The organism is Solirubrobacter soli DSM 22325, from assembly GCF_000423665.1.
Taxonomy (GTDB): domain Bacteria; phylum Actinomycetota; class Thermoleophilia; order Solirubrobacterales; family Solirubrobacteraceae; genus Solirubrobacter; species Solirubrobacter soli.
Genome location: NZ_KE384071.1, coordinates 471,839 through 490,580, shown reverse-complemented (window position 1 = coordinate 490,580; position 18,742 = coordinate 471,839). Strand labels below are relative to the sequence as shown.

At 70.9% G+C, this 18,742-nt stretch carries 14 protein-coding genes; 11 read left to right on the top strand and 3 right to left on the bottom strand.

What is annotated here, in order from left to right; genetic code table 11:
• Nucleotides 1-5 precede the first annotated feature (5 nt).
• Both G569_RS0138120 and G569_RS0138115 read left to right on the top strand, forming a co-directional pair.
• On the top strand, nt 6-686 hold the full coding sequence (locus tag G569_RS0138120) for an alpha/beta fold hydrolase (protein ID WP_053227622.1): 681 nt from the start codon (nt 6-8) through the stop codon (nt 684-686).
• Nucleotides 687-689: 3 nt separating this feature from the next.
• Nucleotides 690-1,277 carry a TetR/AcrR family transcriptional regulator gene (locus tag G569_RS0138115; protein ID WP_028067293.1) on the top strand — a complete coding sequence of 196 codons (588 nt, stop codon included), beginning with the start codon at nt 690-692 and terminating at the stop codon, nt 1,275-1,277.
• Here the strand turns inward: G569_RS0138115 and G569_RS0138110 are convergent.
• Together G569_RS0138110 and G569_RS0138105 are read right to left on the bottom strand one after the other, a co-directional pair.
• Nucleotides 1,236-2,483, bottom strand: coding sequence for a ribonucleotide-diphosphate reductase subunit beta (locus G569_RS0138110; RefSeq protein ID WP_028067292.1), 1,248 nt, complete (start codon nt 2,481-2,483; stop codon nt 1,236-1,238). The genes G569_RS0138115 and G569_RS0138110 overlap by 42 nt on opposite strands.
• The gene (locus G569_RS0138105) at nt 2,480-3,817 is read right to left on the bottom strand and encodes a glycine--tRNA ligase (protein WP_037501878.1); all 1,338 of its coding nucleotides are present in this window, start codon (nt 3,815-3,817) and stop codon (nt 2,480-2,482) included. Before G569_RS0138105 ends, G569_RS0138110 begins: the two co-directional genes overlap by 4 nt.
• A 38-nt stretch (nt 3,818-3,855) precedes the next feature.
• On the opposite strand from G569_RS0138105, the gene G569_RS0138100 reads away from it, so the two are divergent.
• The 8 genes from G569_RS0138100 (at nt 3,856) to G569_RS0138065 (ending at nt 16,582) form a co-directional block, all read left to right on the top strand.
• Nucleotides 3,856-4,176: an FmdB family zinc ribbon protein gene (locus G569_RS0138100; RefSeq protein ID WP_028067290.1), complete on the top strand. Its 321-nt coding sequence runs from the start codon at nt 3,856-3,858 to the stop codon at nt 4,174-4,176.
• Nucleotides 4,177-4,244: 68 nt separating this feature from the next.
• Entirely contained in the window at nt 4,245-5,153 is a 909-nt protein-coding gene (locus G569_RS0138095; protein ID WP_084286178.1) for a DMT family transporter, read from the top strand.
• A 61-nt stretch (nt 5,154-5,214) separates the two neighbouring features.
• Entirely contained in the window at nt 5,215-6,339 is a 1,125-nt protein-coding gene (locus G569_RS0138090) for an acyl-CoA dehydrogenase family protein (protein ID WP_028067288.1), read from the top strand.
• Entirely contained in the window at nt 6,336-7,310 is a 975-nt protein-coding gene (locus G569_RS59935) for an acyl-CoA dehydrogenase family protein (RefSeq protein ID WP_053227621.1), read from the top strand. Before G569_RS0138090 ends, G569_RS59935 begins: the two co-directional genes overlap by 4 nt.
• 91 nt (nt 7,311-7,401) lie before the next feature.
• Nucleotides 7,402-9,792 carry a PKD domain-containing protein gene (locus G569_RS64970; protein WP_028067287.1) on the top strand — a complete coding sequence of 797 codons (2,391 nt, stop codon included), beginning with the start codon at nt 7,402-7,404 and terminating at the stop codon, nt 9,790-9,792.
• Nucleotides 9,793-9,798: 6 nt separating this feature from the next.
• Nucleotides 9,799-11,949, top strand: coding sequence for a PKD domain-containing protein (locus tag G569_RS0138075; protein WP_028067286.1), 2,151 nt, complete (start codon nt 9,799-9,801; stop codon nt 11,947-11,949).
• A gap of 50 nt (nt 11,950-11,999) precedes the next feature.
• Complete coding sequence (locus G569_RS64230; protein ID WP_169542339.1) at nt 12,000-14,258, top strand: hypothetical protein; 2,259 nt, start codon at nt 12,000-12,002, stop codon at nt 14,256-14,258.
• Nucleotides 14,255-16,582 (top strand): PKD domain-containing protein, encoded by a 2,328-nt coding sequence (locus G569_RS0138065; protein ID WP_028067284.1) that lies wholly within the window; start codon nt 14,255-14,257, stop codon nt 16,580-16,582. Before G569_RS64230 ends, G569_RS0138065 begins: the two co-directional genes overlap by 4 nt.
• Here G569_RS0138065 and G569_RS0138060 read toward each other — a convergent pair.
• Nucleotides 16,572-17,711 (bottom strand): LCP family protein, encoded by a 1,140-nt coding sequence (locus tag G569_RS0138060; protein WP_028067283.1) that lies wholly within the window; start codon nt 17,709-17,711, stop codon nt 16,572-16,574. The genes G569_RS0138065 and G569_RS0138060 overlap by 11 nt on opposite strands.
• A gap of 22 nt (nt 17,712-17,733) precedes the next feature.
• Between G569_RS0138060 and G569_RS0138055 the strand changes: the two genes are divergently transcribed.
• Nucleotides 17,734-18,723 (top strand): ROK family protein, encoded by a 990-nt coding sequence (locus G569_RS0138055; protein WP_028067282.1) that lies wholly within the window; start codon nt 17,734-17,736, stop codon nt 18,721-18,723.
• Nucleotides 18,724-18,742 lie beyond the last annotated feature (19 nt).

The following is an 18,742-nucleotide window of genomic DNA, read 5'->3' as shown; positions in this document are numbered from 1 at the left end:
GTTCCATGTCGAGCCTGCACTTCCACCGCTGGGGCCCCGAGCCCGCCCGCGTCCTGCTGATCCATGGCATCACGTCATCCGGCGCGACGATGTGGCAGCTCGGCGAAGCGCTCGCCGAGCGCGGCGCGCTCGCGCCCGATCTGCTCGGCCATGGCGAGAGCCCCGACAGCGACCGGTACACGTTCGCCGACCTCGCAGCGGGCCTCGGGACGGGCTACGAGCTCGTCGTCGGCCACTCGCTCGGCGGCGCGGTCGCGGCCCATGCCGCCGCGCACGATCCCGGCTTCGCGCGGCGGTTGATCCTGCTCGACCCGGCGCTGGACCTGCGGGAGGACCCGTCGATCCGCGCGGCGATCATCGACGAGGCGACCAATCCGGCATCCGAGGCGGAGGTCCGCGCGGCGAACCCCGGTTGGGACGCCCAGACCGTGCGGACGAAGGCGCTCGCGAGCCGGCAGGCGCGCCCCGAGGCGATGGGGCGGATCATCGACGACAACGCGCCCTGGCACCACGCGCACCTGCTCGACCGCGTCACCGTGCCGACGCTGATCCTCGGCGCGGGGCTCGACCCGGTGGCCATGCCGGCGCTCGCCGACGGCCGTCCCCACGTCGAGTACCGGGTCGTCGAGGGCGCCGGCCACTCGGTGCATCGCGACCGCCCCGACGTCGTGCTGCAGGCGATCTAGCCGATGCCCGTCGCCAAGGGCGAACCGCTCGACCCCGCGGCGACGCGTCAACGGATCCTCGACGCCGCCTCGCGCGTCCTCTACGAGAAAGGCACCCTCGCCGTCGGCGTCAACGAGCTCGCCGCCGAGGCCGGCGTGTCCAAGGTCACCCTCTACCGCCACTTCGACTCCAAAGACGCGCTCGTCTCCGCCTACCTGCGGGCCCGGAGCGAGCGCGTCTCCGCCTGGCTGCGCGAGGTCTCCCAGGGCCTCGACGCGAGAGCGCGCATCCTCGCCCTGTTCGACGCGCTCGAGCGCTGGTTCGCCGACCCCGCGTTCAACGGCTGCGCGCTGGTCAACGGGGCGATCGAGGCGCGCGGCGCGCAGACGGAGGCGCGCGCGATCGCCGCCGCGCATCTCGACCGCTACCTCGACCTGCTGCAGGAGCTGACCGGCGACGGCGAGGCGCTCGCGCGTCAGCTGCTGCTCCTCGTCGAAGGCGCGAGGACCGTCGCGTTCGTCAAGAACGACCCGACGGCGGCGCGCGACGCCAAGGCCGCGGCGGAGGCCCTACTGGAACAGGCCGCGCGCGGCCCACAGCGCGCGCGGTGAGCCGTGCGGGCGCAGCTTGCCCGTCGCCAGCGCGCGGCGAGGGTCCAGGCGCCCCGCGACGAGATCGACCCAGTCCTCGTACCGGACACGCACCTCGACGTCGACGTGCCGCGCACGGCCCGCGAAGGCGCCCTCACCGACCCGCAGGTGCCACGGCTCGGCGTCCGGGAACTCCCACTGCACGACGAACGGCGCCGCGGGCGCGGTGCGCAGGTCGACCGCCCGCGCCACCGACGAGAACAGCAGCTCCATCGAAGAAGGGTCGCGCGGCGGCGCGCCGTTGCCCGGGCCGAGGAACCCGGCCCGGAGCATCGCCAGGCCGTACTCCGCCCGTTCGCGCGCGCTCATCTCCAAAGGGAACACCGACGGGCCCGGCAGCGACTCCAGCGGCAGGCCGGCCGAACGCAGCTTGGCCTCGAACGACCGCGCGCCCTCGGTGTAGATCTCCTCCAGCGTGAAGCCGAAGCACTCCGTGTACGAGCGGTCCCACCCCGGCGGGATGAACACCGCGAGCGCGAACGGCGTGACCTCGCGCACGAGATCCGCCACGGCGCCGATCACATCCGCATCGGCCACGTGCAGGTCGTGCAGCAGCTTGACCCCGAAGCCGATGTGACGCTGCTCATCCAGCGCGACGAGCCGCATCCCCTCGCGGAACCCCGGCAGCAGCTGCCGCCGTTCGAGGTAGTCCGAGATGAAGTGCTGCCCCGGCTGGGCGAGCAGTGCCTCGACGACGACGTGGTACATGACGACCGCCCGCGCCAACGCCACCGCCGAGCGGTCCGAGCGCAGCGCGCCCGTGACCTCGTCGAGCTTGGCGAAGGTGCGACGGAAGCCCCACGTCAGCTCCGGCTCGACCGCGGCGAGGCCGCCCGCGACCGACCCGTCGCCACGCCCCACGACCTCGTGCAGGAAGCGCTTGAAGAAGATCGCGTGGCGCGCCTCGTCCACCTGCTGGGTGGCGAGGAAGTACTTCTGCTCCTCGCGCGGGGCGGCGTCGATGAACGGCGCGAGGTCATCGGCGACCGCGTCCTCGCCGTGGAAGAACATCGCGTAGTTCCACAGCGCGGCGCGGCGCTCGTGCTCCGTGAGTACCTCGTGCCACTGGCGCCGGTCCTCCGTGAAGTCGATCTCGGTCGCGCGCCAGTTACCGCGCTCCCAGCGCGCGTAGAGATCGTCGTAGGAGACCTGGGCGCCGGCGCTCACGACGTGATTCGGCGCTCCAGCTCTTCGACCAGGCCCTCGACGGGCAGGCGCTCCTGCGACAGCGAGTCGCGGTCGCGCAGCGTGACGGTCCCGTCCTCGAGCGTCTGGTGGTCGATGGTGATCGCGTACGGCGTGCCGATCTCGTCCTGGCGCCGGTAGCGCTTGCCGATGTTGCCGCCCTCGTCGTACTCGGCCGACATCCGCTTGCGCAGCGCCTCGTAGATCTCGCGCGCCTTCTCCGGATGCCCGTCCTTGCGCAGCAGCGGGAGCACGGCGACCTTGACCGGGGCGACGGAGGGATGCAGCCGCAGCACGGTGCGCTTCTCGCCCCCGATCTCGTCCTCGTCGTAGGCGTCGCAGAGCAGCGCGAGCACGGTCCGGCCGAGGCCGGCGGCGGGCTCGATCACGTGCGGGATGTACCCCTCGCCGGTCTGCGGGTCCTTGTACTCGAGGTTCTTGCCGCTGTACTCGGAGTGCTGCGTGAGGTCGAAGTTGCCGCGGTTGGCGACGCCCTCGAGCTCGCGCCACGTGCCCGCGTAGAGGTACTCGACGTCGCTGGTCCCGGAGGAGTAGTGCGAGAGCTCCTCCTCGGTGTGCGGGCGCAGGCGCAGGTTCTCGCGCTTGATGCCGAGCCCGACGTACCACTCCAGACGGGTCTGGCACCAGTACTCGTACCACTGCTGCGCCTCGTCCGGCGGGACGAAGAACTCCATCTCCATCTGCTCGAACTCCAAGGTGCGGAAGATGAAGTTCGCGGGCGTGATCTCGTTGCGGAACGACTTGCCGATCTGCGCGATGCCGAACGGCGGCTTCTTGCGCGCGAACGTCAACGTCGTCTTGAAGTCGAGGAAGATGCCCTGTGCCGTCTCGGGGCGCAGGAAGACGGTCGAGCCCTCCTCCTGGACCGGCCCGATCGTCGTCTGGAACATCAGGTTGAACGCGCGCGGCTCGGTCAGGTCCCCGCCGCAGACCGGGCACTTGACCGTCTCCGGATCCTCGCCGCGGGCCTCGGCCTCCTCCTGCAGCGTGTCCAGCCGGAAGCGCCGCTTGCACTTGCCCAGGCACTGGACGAGCGGATCCGAGAAGCCCGCGAGGTGCCCGGAGGCCTCCCACGTGCGCGGGTGCTGGATGATCGCCGAGTCCAGCGCGACGACGTCGTCGCGCTCCTGGATCATCGCCTTCCACCACAGATCCGAGACGTTGCGCTTGAGCAGCACGCCGTAGTGCCCGTAGTCGTAGGTATTGGCGATGCCGCCGTAGATCTCGGAGGCGGGGAAGATCAGGCCTCGCCGCTTACAGAGCGCGACGACCTCGTCCAGGGTGGCTGCGGGCATAGGACCCGCAGTCTAGGCGGCTAAACTCACCCGCCCGGATGCCGATTTACGAGTACCGCTGTGACAACGGACATCACTTCGACGTGATGCAGAAGATGACCGACGGACCGATCACCGAGTGCGAAGTGTGCGGAGCCCCTGTGCAGCGCGTCTTCCACCCGGTCGCCGTCCACTTCAAGGGCTCGGGCTTTTACAACACCGACTACGGGACCGCCAAGCGCAACCGTCAGTCCTCGTCGTCCGCCGACTCCGGCGCCGACAAGCACGACGCCAAGCAGGCCGAGAAGAAGTCCGAGAGCAAGTCCTCGGACTCCGGCAGCTCCACGAGCAGCAGCACCCCGGCGAAGTCCGACGCATAAGCGTTTCTGATCCCCAGTAGGAGGGATCATCATTTGCGCTTGCGGGCCGTGAGCCCGACACTGCTGGCATGTCCACTCGCCACGCCACGCTTCTGGCCGCCTTGGCCGCGGTCTGGGGCGGCTCCTATCTGCTGATCAAGTACGCGCTCGACGGCTTCAGCGCCGCGATGATCGTCTCGCTGCGGAGCTTGATCGCGTCGGCCGTCCTGTTCGTGGTGCTGCGCCACCAGGGCCTGGCGGGCGCGACGATCCGCGACATCCGCGAGCGGCCGAAGTGGGCATTGATCCTGGCGATCACGGCGGTCGCGGCGCCGTTCCTGCTGATCACCTTCGGCGAGCACGTCGTGCCGAGCGGGCTGACCGCGGTGCTGATCTCGCCCGCGTCGCTCTTCGTCGCGCTGCTGGCGCCGTTCATCCTGCCGTCGGAGTCCATCGACCGCCGCCAGGCGGCCGGCATGCTGCTCGGTCTGGCGGGCGTGGCGCTCGTCGTCGGCGTCGAGTCGGTGCACACGCTCGAGCAGTTCCTGGGCGCGTTGGCGATGATCGGCGCGGCGTTCTTCTACGCGCTGTCCGGCTTCGTCGTGAAGGGCCGCTACGGGAAGCTGGCCGCGGTGCAGACCTCGTGGATCAGCGTGACCGTCGCGGGTCTGCTCGTGCTCCCGGCCGGGATCGCCACGACCCCCGGCCACACGCCGACGGCCGGCGCGATCGCCGCGCTCGTCGCGCTGGGTGCGGTCGGCACGGCGATCGCGTTCGTCATCTACTACGAGCTGATCAACGGCATCGGGCCGGCGCGCGCGGCGCTCGTCTCCTACCTCGCGCCGGGCGTCGCCCTGTTCTACGGCGCGATCTTCCTCGACGAGCCGGTCACGGCGGCCGCGGTCGGCGGGCTCGTGCTGATCCTCGGCGGCGTGGCGATCGCCTCGCGGCCGAAGAAGGTCCGCGCGCCCGCCGCGGAAGTGGCAACGGCCACCTGAACGACCGGGGGCTGCCGCCCCCGGAACCCCCCGCTTCTGACAGCGTGTTAGTTTCCGCGGCGTGGACCTGACGCTCTCGCCCGCGGAGGAGGAGTTCCGCGACACGCTGCGCGCCTGGATCGCGGAGAACCATCCGGGCAAGGAGCCTGAGGGCGACGAGGCCTCGTTCGAGTTCCGCCGCGACTGGCAGCGCAAGCTCAACGACCGTGGCTGGGCCGGGCTGACCTGGCCGACCGAGTACGGCGGGTCCGGCGCGACCCAGATCGAGCAGGCGATCCTGTTCGAGGAGTTCGCCCGTTCCCGCGCGCCGCAGCTGGCCAACGTGCTCGGCCTGACGATGGGCGGGCCGACCGTGATCGCGCACGGCACCGACGAGCAGAAGGCGCGGTTCCTGGCGCCGATCCTCTCGGCCGACGAGATGTGGTGCCAGGGGTTCTCGGAGCCCGAGTCCGGCTCCGACCTCGCGTCGCTGAAGACGCGCGCGGTCCTCGACGGCGACGAGTACCGCGTCACCGGCCAGAAGGTGTGGACGACGTTCGCGCACCATTCCAAGTGGTGCATGCTGCTCGCGCGGACGAACCAGGACGCGCCCAAGCACCGCGGGCTCACGTACTTCCTGATGGACATGGACCAGCCGGGCGTCGAGATCCGGCCGCTGGTCCAGATCACCGGCGAGGCCGAGTTCAACGAGCTCTTCATCGAGGACGCGCGGATCCCGGTCGACAACGTCGTCGGCGGCGTCGACAACGGCTGGCGCGTGGCGATCACGACGCTGATGCACGAGCGCGCCGGCCTGGCGTTCGCGCTGCAGGCGCGGGTCCAGGTGGCGTTGAGCGAGCTCGCCGACGAGATCAAGGGGACGACGGACCCGGTGATCCGCCAGCGCTTCGCCCAGATCGCGATCGAGGCGCAGGTCCTGCGCCTGCTCGCCTACCGCGGCCTGACGACCGCGATGAAGTCCGGCGAGCCCGGACCCGAGGGCTCGCTCGGGAAGTGGCTGTGGGCGGACATCAACCAGTCGCTGACGACGCTCGCGATGGACATCAAGGGACCATCCGCGCAGCTCGTCGACGACGTCTGGACGTACCGCTTCCTGCGCGCCCGCGCGAACTCGATCGAGGGCGGGACCACCGAGATCCTCAAGAACATCGTCGCGGAACGCGTCCTGGGACTGCCACGCGGATGAACTTCGACCTGACCGAAGACCAGCGCGAGATCAAGCGCACGGCGCGCGACTTCCTCGCCGCCCGCTACACGCCGGAGACGATCCGCGCGATCGCGCTCGACGGGCAACCCGATCCCCATTGGGACGCGATCGTCGAGCTCGGCTGGCCGGACGTGGCCGAGCTGGGCATCGTCGAGCTCGCCGTCGTCGCCGAGGAGCTCGGGTACTCACTGGCGCCGTCGCCGCTGGCCGCGCACTGGGCGGCGAAGCTGCTGCACCCGGGGCTGGAGGGACGCGGGACCGTCGCGCAGTGGGACGCCGACGGCGGCGCCGATCCCGAGTCGCCGTCGCTGGGCGCGGACCTGCGCGGCGTCAAGATCGCCGTGCCGAACGCGGACGTCGCCGACACGATCGTCGTGACCGCGGAAGGCGGTCGCCACTTCGCGGTGGCGGCGGATGATGTGACGATCGAGCCCGCGCGCGCCCTGGACGCGACGCGCCCGCTGTTCACCGTGCGCCTGGACGGGCCGCCGGCCGTGGAGCTCGAGGGCGACTTCGGCCACGCCTGGCACGCGATCGCCGTGATGGCCGCCGCCGAGTCGGTGGGCGTCGCCGCTCGGGTCACGCGCACGACGGTCGACTACGCCAAGGAGCGCAAGCAGTTCGGCCGCCCGATCGGCTCCTACCAGGCCGTCTCGCACGCGTGCGCGCAGATGTTCCTGGAGACCGAGGGCGCGCGGAACGTGACGTATTGGGCGGCGTGGGCGCTCGACCACGACCCGGAGACCGCGTTCATGGCGGCCAATTGCGCGAAGGCCTACGCCTCCGACGCCGCGGTCAACGTCGCCCGCTCGGCCCTCCAGGTGCACGGCGGCATCGGCTTCACGTGGGAGCACGACCTGCATCTCTTCCTCAAGCGCGCGGAGGCCAACGCGCACGCCTACGGCGACTCGGGCTGGCATCGCGAGCAGGTCGCCGCCGCATTGCTCTAGACAGATGTGCGATTAGAGGAGGGTGAGGCGACACAGTACGGTGGCGCGGTCCATGCGCATCGTTCTGCTTTGCCTCACTGTTGTTATCAGCGTGTTTCCGGCGACCGCGGCGGCGGCCGTCAAATCGCCGTGCGACGACGACTACTGGCTGTGTCACGCGGACACGCCGACGGCGTACATCGCGACCGATCCCCCGTCGCCGCGGGCCAACAAGGACGTCGAGCTCTACGCCGGCGGCGCCGGCCGCGGCCTGAGCTTCGCCTGGGACCTCGACGGCGACGGCGCCTTCGACGACGGCACGGCCGACACGCTCACGTACCGCTTCGCGGCGGGCACGCGCAATGTCGGCCTGCAGGTCACCGACCAGTTCGGCCGCACGGCCACCGAGCGGCGCACGTTCCTCGTCGACAACGTCAATCGCCCGCCGCACATCAGGTTCGGGCTCGATGACGACGTCTTCGCGACGAACAAGGACTTCAAGGCTCATCTCTCGACCCCCGACGATGGCGCGGTCCGCAAGGTCGAGGTGGACACGGACGACGACGGCGCGTTCGACGACCAGATCTGGGAATGGCCCAACGGCGACGTGTTCGGCTACTACTTCACCGGTGGCCCACACCCCATCGGCGTGCGGGCCACCGACGACGAGGGCGCGTCCTCGATCGTCGCCCAGACCGTCAACGTGCGCGGCCCCGGCCAGCGGCTCCTGCTCGGGGTCGGCGACTCGGGCGATGACATCCTGGTCGCCGGCCGGCCGCTGGACCTCTTCGCGTACTGGGCGGCGCCGGACTCCGGGCACTTCGAGTTCGATCTCGACGGCGACGGAGCCTACGAGACTGACCAGGGCGACGCCGTCGCGGGCGGCGTCTCGCAGCTCGAGCACGTGTTCACGGCGGGAGACCACCGCATCGGCGCACGCGCCACCGACAGCGGCGGCCACGTCTACACGGCCAGTCAGCAGTTCACCGTCGAGCCGTCCTACTCAGGCCAGCTCACCGCCATCCGCTTCGCGCACAGCGGTGCCGCGGTCGCCGGCGAGCCCGTCGACCTCACGGTCTACGCCTATCCCGGCCAGATCGATCGGACCGTCGCCTACGACCTCGACGGCGACGGCGAGTTCGACGACGGAACCGCGTTCGAGAACACGAGCACCGCGGTGTCGATCAAGCACACCTTCACGGCGCCGGGTACCTACGAGGTGCGCGCCAAGGTCACCCGGGGCAGCAACGGCATGTCGCGCATCGCGTCGAGCACGATCCTCGTCGTGCCCGCCGCGGAGGCGCTCGCGCCGCGGCTCGGCCGGATCTTCCTTCCGGACATGGTCCGTGCCGGCCGGCCGACGACGTTCTCGGTGGACTCCGACGACGAGGGCACACTCAGCTTCGACCTCGACGGCGACGGGCAGTTCGACGACGTGCCGGACGACGACGGAGAGGCCTTCCGCTGGACGTTCACCGGTCCGGTGACGATGGCGGTCAAGTCGACCGGTGCCAACGGCGTCTCGGCGATCTCGCGCGCCAGCGTCCAGCCGCTGAGCGGCATCGGGTTCCAGTCGGACCTGTTCGCCTACCGCGACGACGAGGACAACCCGTTCCCGCGGGCGGGCGAGCCGATGCTGGCCGACTACTTCGTGCTCGGCGACGAGGACGACTGCTGCGACGTGAGCTGGGACGCGGACGGCGACGGCGACTACGACGACGGCACCGACACCTTCCCGGCCTTCACCCCCGGCGTCGGCCGCCACACGGTCGGCGTGCGCGTGCAGAACCCGGAGGGGACGGTCACCACGACCCGCGACTCGTTCACGCTCGGTAGGCGGCCGCCCGTGGTCACGATCGCGCTCACCAACGACTACAAGACGGCCAAGGCGTCGGCCGTCGACCCCGACGGGGACGCGGTCGACAAGTACGAGTGGGACCTCGACAACGACCGCGCCTTCGACGACGCCACCGCCACCGGCGTGGCCGTCAAGCCTGGCGCGCGCGTCGGCCTCAAGGCCACCGACGCGGGCGGCGACATCGGCATCTCCTACATAGACGTGCCGTTCGCCACCTGCGTGTGCGAGCCGCCGCCCACCCCGACGGCGACCCCGACCCCGACCCCGACCCCGACCGCGTCGCCCGTCCCGGGTCCGCCGACCCCGGCCCCGGTCAACAAGCCGCTCGCGCTCAAGCCGCGCATCCCGACGCCGCGCCTCGCGACGCTGCTCTCGCGCGGCCTCACCGTCACCACGGGCTGCGAGACGGCCTGCCGCGCGACGGTCACGATCGCGCTCGACAAGGCCACGGCCAAGCGCCTCAAGCTCAAGACACCCGAGATCGGCACGGCCAAGGGCACCACCACGGTCACGGTCAAGCTCTCGTCCAAGACCCGCAAGGCCCTGCGCACACTGCGCTCCTTCAAGCTCAAGGTCGCGATCCTCGCCGCGGGCAGCGACGGGCGCATCGGCTCGGCCGCCAAGACGATCACGGTCCGGAGGTAGGACGAAGTGAAGCTGTTCCCGGCGGCGCTGCTGGCGCTCGCCCTCTTCCCCGCCGCGGCGCAGGCCGCCGACGGCGACGGCCCGCTCGTCTCGACCACGATGTCACCCGCGTCGCCGCGGCCCGGTGAGACCGTCACGCTGACGGCGTCGAGCGCGGGCGCGGGGGTGAGCTACGGGTGGGACCTCGACGGCAACGGCACGTTCACCGATGCCACCGGCGCCACGGTCGAGCAGACCTTCGCGCGCGGCGCGCACAAGCTGGGCGTGCGCGCTACCGACCGGTCCGGGCGCACCAGCACCGAGGAGCGCTCGTTCGTCATCGACTACCGCAAGCCGCCGCAGATCAGCTTCCCCGTGCCCGCGATGGTCGGGGCCGAGAACGAGCTGGAGATCCCGATCATCGGCCGGGACAGCGACGGCAGCATCGTCAAGTTCGAGTTGGACCTCGACGGCGACGGGACATACGAGATCTCTGACCCTGGCTTCGACGACAACGCCAACGGCCGAATGTTCCATCGGGTCGTCACGTTCCACAGCGCCGGGGAACGCGTGATGCACGCCCGCGTCACCGACGAGGACGGGCTCACGGCGTCGGCGACCGCGAACGTACGGGTCGTCGAGAACGTGCCGTGGGCGACCGTCTTCAGCGACAGCGCGAACGGGCCGCCCCGCGGTGGGCAGCCGGTGCGCGTGAGCGCCTACAGCAACTATCCCGGGGTCAAGTACGAGTTCGACCTCGACGGGAACGGCAGCTTCGAGCACGACAACGGGACGTCGAACGAGGTCTCCGCCACCTTCCCCGCCGGACCTCGCACCGTCGGCGTGCGGGTCACCGACGTTCGCGGCAACGTGACGGTCTCGCACCGCTCCGACATGGTGTTCGCGTCGGGACAGCCGTTGAACGAGATGTTCGAGGCCGGCCCGCTCGAGGAATTCGGCTACGTCGGTGAGCCGATCGACCTCGGGGTCGTGGTCGATCCGTTCTCGTTCGGCGGCTTCACCGTTGCGTGGGACGTCGACGGCGACGGCGAGTTCGACGACGGCCTGGTGAACACGCCGACCCGAGACGAAGGTTCGGGCAACAAGGCCCACCTGATGCACACCTTCACGACGCCAGGCGTCCATGAGGTGCGTGTCCGGGTGAGCGCCGCGGGCCGGCCGACCTACGACTTCGCCTACACGGTGACGATCGGCGCCACGGGCCGGACGTTCCACACCCCGACGCTCGACGTGACCGTCCCGGGCGAGACCGCGCGCGGCTACCAGCGCCTGGTGAGCACCTACTCCGACCCCACGAGCACGCTCGAGTTCGACCTCGACGGCGACGGCCAGTTCGACGAGCACCCGCCGTCCTCGGAACGCGGCTTCTACCTCTGGGCCTTCGAGGGACCGACGATGATCTCCGTGAGGGCGACGGACGCCGCGAGCGGCGACACCAACGTGCGCAGCATCCAGGTCACGCCCAACGGGCAACCCTCACCCGGCGCGACGCTCGAGCTGCGCGCCGACGGCGGCGGGTCGCCGTTGGTCGGCGGCCGCCTGCTGGTGGCCGAGACGACGCAGAGCACGGTGACGCACACGGGGTGCTGCGCGCTGCTCTGGGACCTCGACGACGACGGCGTCTACGACGACGCCTCAGGCCCGCTCAAGCCGTTCAGGACCACGGCGGGCCGCCATTCGATCGGCGTCCTGGTCATCGACCAGAACGGCCTGAACTCGTCGATCCGCCAAACGTTCACCGTCGATCCGGGCCCTCCGGAGGAGTCGCCGGTTACGCCCATCGACACGGTCGCGACGCCCACGCCCACGCCCGCGGGCCCTGGCGTCGAGCCGCCGCCGCCTCCGGCCCTGGGGCTGCGCCCGATCGTCGGGAAGCTGTCGCTGCGCTCGAGCGCGCTGACGGTCAAGCCCGGCTGCTCGGCGACGTGCAACGCGGAGGTCGTCGTCACCGTCAGCAAGGCCGCCGCGAAGAAGCTCGACCTGCGTTCGACCACGCTCGGCAGCGGGTCCGGCGCGAACACCGTCAAGGTCAAGCTCACCGCCAAGGCCCGCAAGGCCCTGTCGAAGGTGCGCTCGCTGAAGGTGCGGATCGTCGTGACCGCCACCGGCGCCGACGGCCGGAGGGTCAACGCAACCAAGTCGATGACGATCCGTTAGATAAATCGTGCGTCATCAATGAGACGACGATGACTAGATTGGTCGCCGCCATGAGAACCGTTGCGCTGTTCCTCACCGCTTCGCTCGCCCTGCCCGCCGCCGCGCTGGCCGACACGGAGCGCCCGCTCCCGTCGATCGTCAACACGACCCCTTGGGCGCCGGCCGGCGTCGATCAAGGGGCCTCTGCCGTGAGCCCGGGCAGTGGGATCGCGTACACGTGGGACCGGGACGGCGACGGGGACTTCGACGACACCGTGGCCTACCCGTGGGGACACGGGGGCGACCAGCCGCTGAAGCTCGACACCGGGGTGCACACGTTCGCCGTCAAGGCGACGGATCGGTTCGGCCGCGTCGGCATCGAGCGGCGCACGTACACGGTCCATGGCTCGCATCTCCCACCGTCGATCGGCTTCGGGCCCTTCGAGGAACACGACGCCTGGCAGCCGTTCGTGGTGCCGATACCGGGCACGTCGAACTGGACCTCGATCGCGTCCAAGGAAGCGGATCTCGACGGCGACGGCGTCTTCGAGGCGGATGCGCGGCGCAAACCCATTGCCGACTTCACGGTCGGCGGCGGGCATGTGATCCACGCTCGCATCACCGACGACAACGGGCTGACGTCGACGGCCAGCCGGACCTTCAACATCGTCGGGACGGGGCAGACCGCGTCTTTCACCGTCGCCCCGGCCGGCCCGCTGCTCGCGGGTGAACTGGTGACGCTCGCCGCCACGCCGGTCGAGGCCGGCCCGGGCCACTACGAGTACGACCTCGACGGCGACGGCAGCTACGAGTCCGACCAGGGCTCGGCGACCTCGCTGTTCCACACGTTCGCGGCGGGCACGCACACGATCGGGCTGCGGGTCACCGACGCCGGCGGCACGGTGGCCACGAGCCGCATCGGGATCGACGTCGAGGCGGCGGGTGGCGCCCCGTGGATCAGCCTGACCGCTCCGGGTGGGGCGGTCGTCGGCCGGAAGGTGCAACTGGAGTCCGTCTCCGGCGGCGGCGACCGCACGGTCGAATGGGACGCCGACGGCGACGGCGCGTTCGACGACGGCGACGTGACGCTTCCCGCGGACGCGCCGGGCTCCTCGGTCTCCTTCGCTTACGACACGCCTGGCGTGCACGAGATCCGGGCGCGGGTGACCGCCGGTGGCGTCTCTCGCGTCGCGACGCGCACGATCGACGTGGCCGCGACCGCGCAGCCCGTCCCGCCCGTGCTGGGCGACTTCGAGTTCCCGTGGGGCCAGGTGATCCGGCAGGGACGCACGACGCGCTTCGGGATCGAGTCGGCCGCGTCGCCGAGCTTCGACCTCGACGGCGACGGCCAGTTCGACGACGTCCCGGCCCGCGACGGCGACGCCTACGTGTGGCGCTTCACCGCCCCGGTGACGGTCGCCGCCAAGGTCACGGGCGCGAATGGGCTGACGGCGATCAGCACCGCGAGCGTGACGCCGGTCGCGGGCGTCGGCATCCAGGCCGATATCGACTTCGTGCCGCCGCGCGCGGGGCACTCTTCGCACGCCACGGCCGCCGTGCGCGGCGACACCGCCGACTGCTGCACCGCCGCGTGGGACCTCGACGGCGACGGCGCCTACGACGACGCCGCCGGCTTCGACGCCACCTTCACGCCGGCCGCCGGCGAGCACGAGATCGGCGTCCGCGTCGACGACGAGGACGGCGCGACCACGACGACCCGCCGGACGTTCACCGTGGGCGGCGCGCCGCCCGAGATCACGTTCGCCGCGGACGACGACCTGCTCACCGCCACCGCCGTCGACCCCGACGGCGAGGCGATCACCGCGCTCGAGTGGGACCTCGACGGCGACGGCGAGTTCGACGACGCCACCGGTGCCACCGTCCCGCGTCCGGCGAGTGGGCGCGTCGAGCTCAAGGCCACCGACGCCACCGGGGACATCGGCGTCGCCTCGTTCGTCGTGCCCGAGCGCGACACCGTCGGAGTCGAGCCGCCGGTCTCGCCGGAGGACGACGCTCCGCCCGCGGCCCCTGCGCCGCTGCACGTCACCGCGAGCGTCGGCCAGGTGACGCTCTCGCGTCTGCTCTCACGCGGCCTGCCCGTCACCGTGCGCTGCGAGACGGCATGCCGCACGACGGCCACGCTCGCGCAGCGCGGGACGACCAAGCTCGGCTCGGCGACCGGAGCGTCGCGGCTGACCGTCAAGCTCTCCGCCAAGGCCCGCAAGGCGCTCCGGACCACGCGGGCGGTGAAGCTCCAGGTCTCGATCCGCGCGACATCCGCGGATGGCCGCATCGGCAGCGCGGCCCGTACGTTCACGGTTCGGAGATGACCCTGACGAAGTGCCTCACGGCAGCGCTCGCGGCGCTGGCCCTGCTCCCGGCGGCCGCCCACGCGACCGACGACCCGTGCCGCGGCGAGGACCCGGTGCAGATCGGAGACTGCACGGCCGACCGTCCGCTCGTATCGACGACGATCTCGCCCGTCTCGCCGCGTCCCGGTGACATGGTCACGCTGAAGGCTTCGAGTCCAGGTCTCGGCGTGTCGTACGCGTGGGACCTCGATGGTGACGGGGCGTTAACCGATGCCACCGGACCGTCGGTGCAGCGCGCATACGAGATCGGGACGCACACGGTGCGGGTTCGGGCCACGGACCAGTTCGGCCGCACCGCTCTCGAGGAGCGTTCGGTCGAGGTGGACGCCGATCTGAAGCCGCCGACGATCGAGCTGATGCTGCAGCCCGGGATCCAGGCCGAGAGGGAGCTATCGGCGGTTGTCGTCGGGCGCGACGCCGACGGCGCCATCGAGCGGCTCGAACTGGACCTCGACAACGACGGCACGTACGAGATCTCGGGGCCGGGCGAGGACAGTGGATTCGGATTCTGGCTCCTCAGGGACTCGATCACCTTCCATACCGGCGGCGAGCGCGTCATCCGCGCCCGGGTCACCGACGACGACGGCCTGACGGCGACGGCGAGCGGGACGGTCAACGTGCTCGAGGACATCCCGCTCGCGACCATCTCGTTGTCGGGCTCGAACGATTGGAGCTCGGCCGCTTTCAGTGACGAGCCCGTGTACGTCTCCGCCGCCAGCATGTTCCCGGCGGTCAAGTACGAGTTCGACCTCGATGGGGACGGCACGTATGAGTTCGACAACGGGCCGAACGGGGTGGTGCGGCCGACCCTCGCGGCCGGTCCGCACACGATCGGGGTGCGGGTCACGGACGTCCGCGGCAACGTCGTGACCGCGCGCACCCTCTCGCGGGTCTTCTCGCGCTCGCAGCCGGATTCGGAGGTGATCACGGGCAGGCTGGCCGCGGCGTACGCGTACGTCGGCGAGCCGATCGACCTCGCCGCCGTCGTCGGGCCGCTCGGGAACGCCGGCTTCGGCGTCGCCTGGGACATCGACGGCGACGGCGAATTCGATGATGGGTCGGGCGTCACTTCATCCCCGGACGGCGCCGCGCATCTCATGCACGTCTACACGACGCCCGGGGTCCACGAGGTCCGCTTCCGCGTCACCGGTCCAGCCGGCGTGGTCTATGAGTTCGGCTCCGTGGTCACGATCGGCGCCAGCGGCCACAGATCCCGCCTGCCGGATCTCGGTCTGTCGACGCCGGGCGAGACCGTCTGGGGGAAGGAACGCCCGATCGCGATCTCCTACGACCCGCGAAACGCGACGCTGGAGTTCGACCTGGACGGCGACGGTCAGTTCGACGAGACCCCTCGCGCCGCCGCTGACGGGTTCTACTGGGCGTTCACGGCTCCGACGATCGTCGCCGTCAAGGCGGTCGACAAGCAGAACGGCGAGACCACGGTTCGCCGCATCCAGGTCCAGCCGAACAGCACGCCGACGGCGCATGCGCGGCTCTCGTTGGCAGTCTCCAGGACTGGCTCTCTGCTCGCGGACTACAGCGCGACCAACGGCCAGAGCGCGACGTGCTGCACGGCCGAGTGGGACCTCGACGGCGACGGCGTCTACGACGACGCGGTGGGTCGGTACCCGACCCTTCGGCTGACAGCCGGCGAGCACACGATCGGTCTGCGGATCACCGACGCGCGAGGGCAGAGCTCGTACGTCCGCCAGACGTTCACGGTCGGTGCCGCGCCGCCCGTTCCGACGTGGACGGCCGACGGCGGCGAGTTGAAGGTCTCGGTCGCCGGTGCGAACGGCCGGGCGATCGCCAAGGAGGCATGGGACCTCGACGGCGACGGCGCGTTCGACGACGCCGTCGGCCCCTCCGTGCCGGCTCCGGCGCAGCCGTCCCGCGTCGGCGTGGCCGTGGTCGTCGCCGATCAGGAGGTCGGGGTCCACTACGCCGCGTACGCCGCGCGTCCGGCCGGTCGCCTCAGCCTGCGTGTGAAGGTCGCCAAGACGAGGCTCGCTGCGCTGCGCTCACGCGGGCTGACGGTCAAGACCGGCTGCTCGGCCACATGTCGGGCGACGGTGAAGCTGACCGTGAGCAAGGCGACGGCGAGGAAGCTCAAGCTGCGTTCGACCACGCTCGGCAGTGGCAAGGGCGGGGCGACGGTCAAGGTCAAGCTCACCTCCAAGGCGCGCAAGGCGCTGCGCAAGGTGCGCTCGCTCAAGGTGCAGGTCGTCGTGACCGCGCCGGGAGCGGCCACGGTGACCAAGCGCCTGACGATCAGCCGTTGAGGAACGTGTCGACGGCGCGGCGTTTGGTCGCGTCGTCGACGGTGAGCCCGGCGCCGCCGTCGGGCAGCGTGACCGCGCCGGTGGGCTTCAGGACGGTCGGCTTGGCGGTGCCGCCGGTCAGCTCGGCACCCACGAGCCCGAGGAGCGAGGGGCCGGACATGTCCGAGCGGATCGCCTTCGGGGCCGCCCAGGAGACCCACGGGAGGCGGACGAAGGTCTCGAAGGAGGTGACCTTGTCCTTGATCGAGCCGAGGATCTTCTGCTGGCGGCGGGCGCGGGTGAGGTCGGACTCCTTCGGGTTGCACTCGTTCTTGCGCGTGCGGGCGAGGGCGAGCGCCTGCTTGCCGTTGATCTCCTGCTTGCCGGCGTGCAGGCGCAGCGTGTAGCCGCCGTTCTTGAAGCCGCCGTTGAGCTTGGAGACGACGCAGCCGCCGCGGTAGGTGACGCCGCCGAGCGCGTCGATCAGCTGCGGGAAGTTCTCGAAGTTGACCTCGACGAGGTGGTTGACCGGGATGCCGAGGTAGGACTCGACCGTGCGGATCGCGAGGGCGGGGCCGCCGATGGCGTAGGCGGCGTTGATCTTGTTCTGGCCGCTCCCGGGGATGTTCACGACGGTGTCGCGGGGGATGCTGAGCGTGGAGTTGTGGCCGCCGCCGATGCGCATGAGCAGGATGCTGTCCGAGCGGCTCGGCTGGCCGATCTTCTGCGCTCCCGGCTCCTTGGAGCCCTTGGTGCGGGCGTCCGAGCCGAGCACGAGGATCGTGTTGGGCGACGTGAGCGGGTAGCCGGCGCCACCCAGCTCGTTGTCGGCGGCGTCGGAGACCTTCGACGACTGCACCTGCGCGGAGATCAGGAACAGCACGAGGCTGATCGCGAGCCAGGCGACGAGCGCGACGACCAGCCAGCGCAGGACCCGCCAGAAGCTGATCCGCGGGCGCGGGCCGCGACGACGGCGGCGGCCCGGCTTGGGCGCGCGGCCGGGCTGCGGGGGCGTCTCCTCGTAGCCGCGTGGCGGCTCCTCCTGCATCGAGCGCAGACCGCCGTCATCGCCGCCGCGGCGGCCGAAGAGCTTCGGCTTGGCGCGGTAGAGCGTGTACTGGGGTTCTTCGTCGTCGCGAGAATCGGCCATGGCAGATCGGTAAGGTGGCGCGATGGCCGAGGGCTACGTCATCGGCGTCGACCTCGGCGGCACGAAGCTGCTGGCGGGAGCGGTCGGCGCGGACCTTTCAGTGATCCACCGTACCAACCGCCTTGTCTACGGCCTCTCGCAGGACGAGCTCGTGCAGATGATCGCCGACGCGATGGATGAGATCCGGACGGCGATCGGCGCGCCGATCGAAGCGATCGGGTTCGGCATCCCGTGCACGTTCGACTCCCGCACCGGCATGGCCGTCCAGGCCGTCAATGTGCCGCTGAAGGACATCGCGTTCGCCGACGTGATGGCGGAGCGGCTGGGCATCCCCGTCGTCGTCGACAACGACGCGAACTGCCACACCGTGTGCGAGGCGCGGCTCGGGGTCGCGCAGGGTGCAACGGACGTTGCACTGCTGACGCTGGGGACCGGGATCGGTGGCGGCCTGCTGCTGAACGGGCAGATCTACCGCGGCTGGATCAACGGTGGCGCCGAGATGGGCCACATGGTGGTCGAGATCAACGGCCGGCCGTGCCAGGGCAACTGCCCGAACTGGGGCTGCCTCGAGTCGGTGGCGTCGGGCTCGGCGCTGGTCCGCGAGGCGTCGCTGGCGGTCGCGCGGCGGCCAGACACCGCACTCGGCCAGGCGCTGGAAGAAGGACGGGAGCTCACCGGTCCGCTGATCACCGAGCTGGCCACCGGCGGCGACCCGGTCGCCCGCGGCGCGATCGAGACGATCGGCCGCGCGCTGGGCGTCGGCATCACCAACCTCGTGAACATCTTCAACCCGCAGATGGTCGTCATCGGCGGCGGCGTGATCGCGGCGGGTGAGCTGCTGCTCGCGCCCGCCCGTGAGGTGATGCTCGAGCGGGCGCTCGCCCCGGGCAAGGACGTGGTGCGCGTCGAGGCCGCCCAGCTCGGCCCCCAGGCGGGAATGATCGGAGCGGGGCTGCTGGCGCGCGACATGCTCGACGGGGTCGTCACGGGCGCCATCGAAGCGCGACCGTGATCGAGCCCGGCAACCGCCT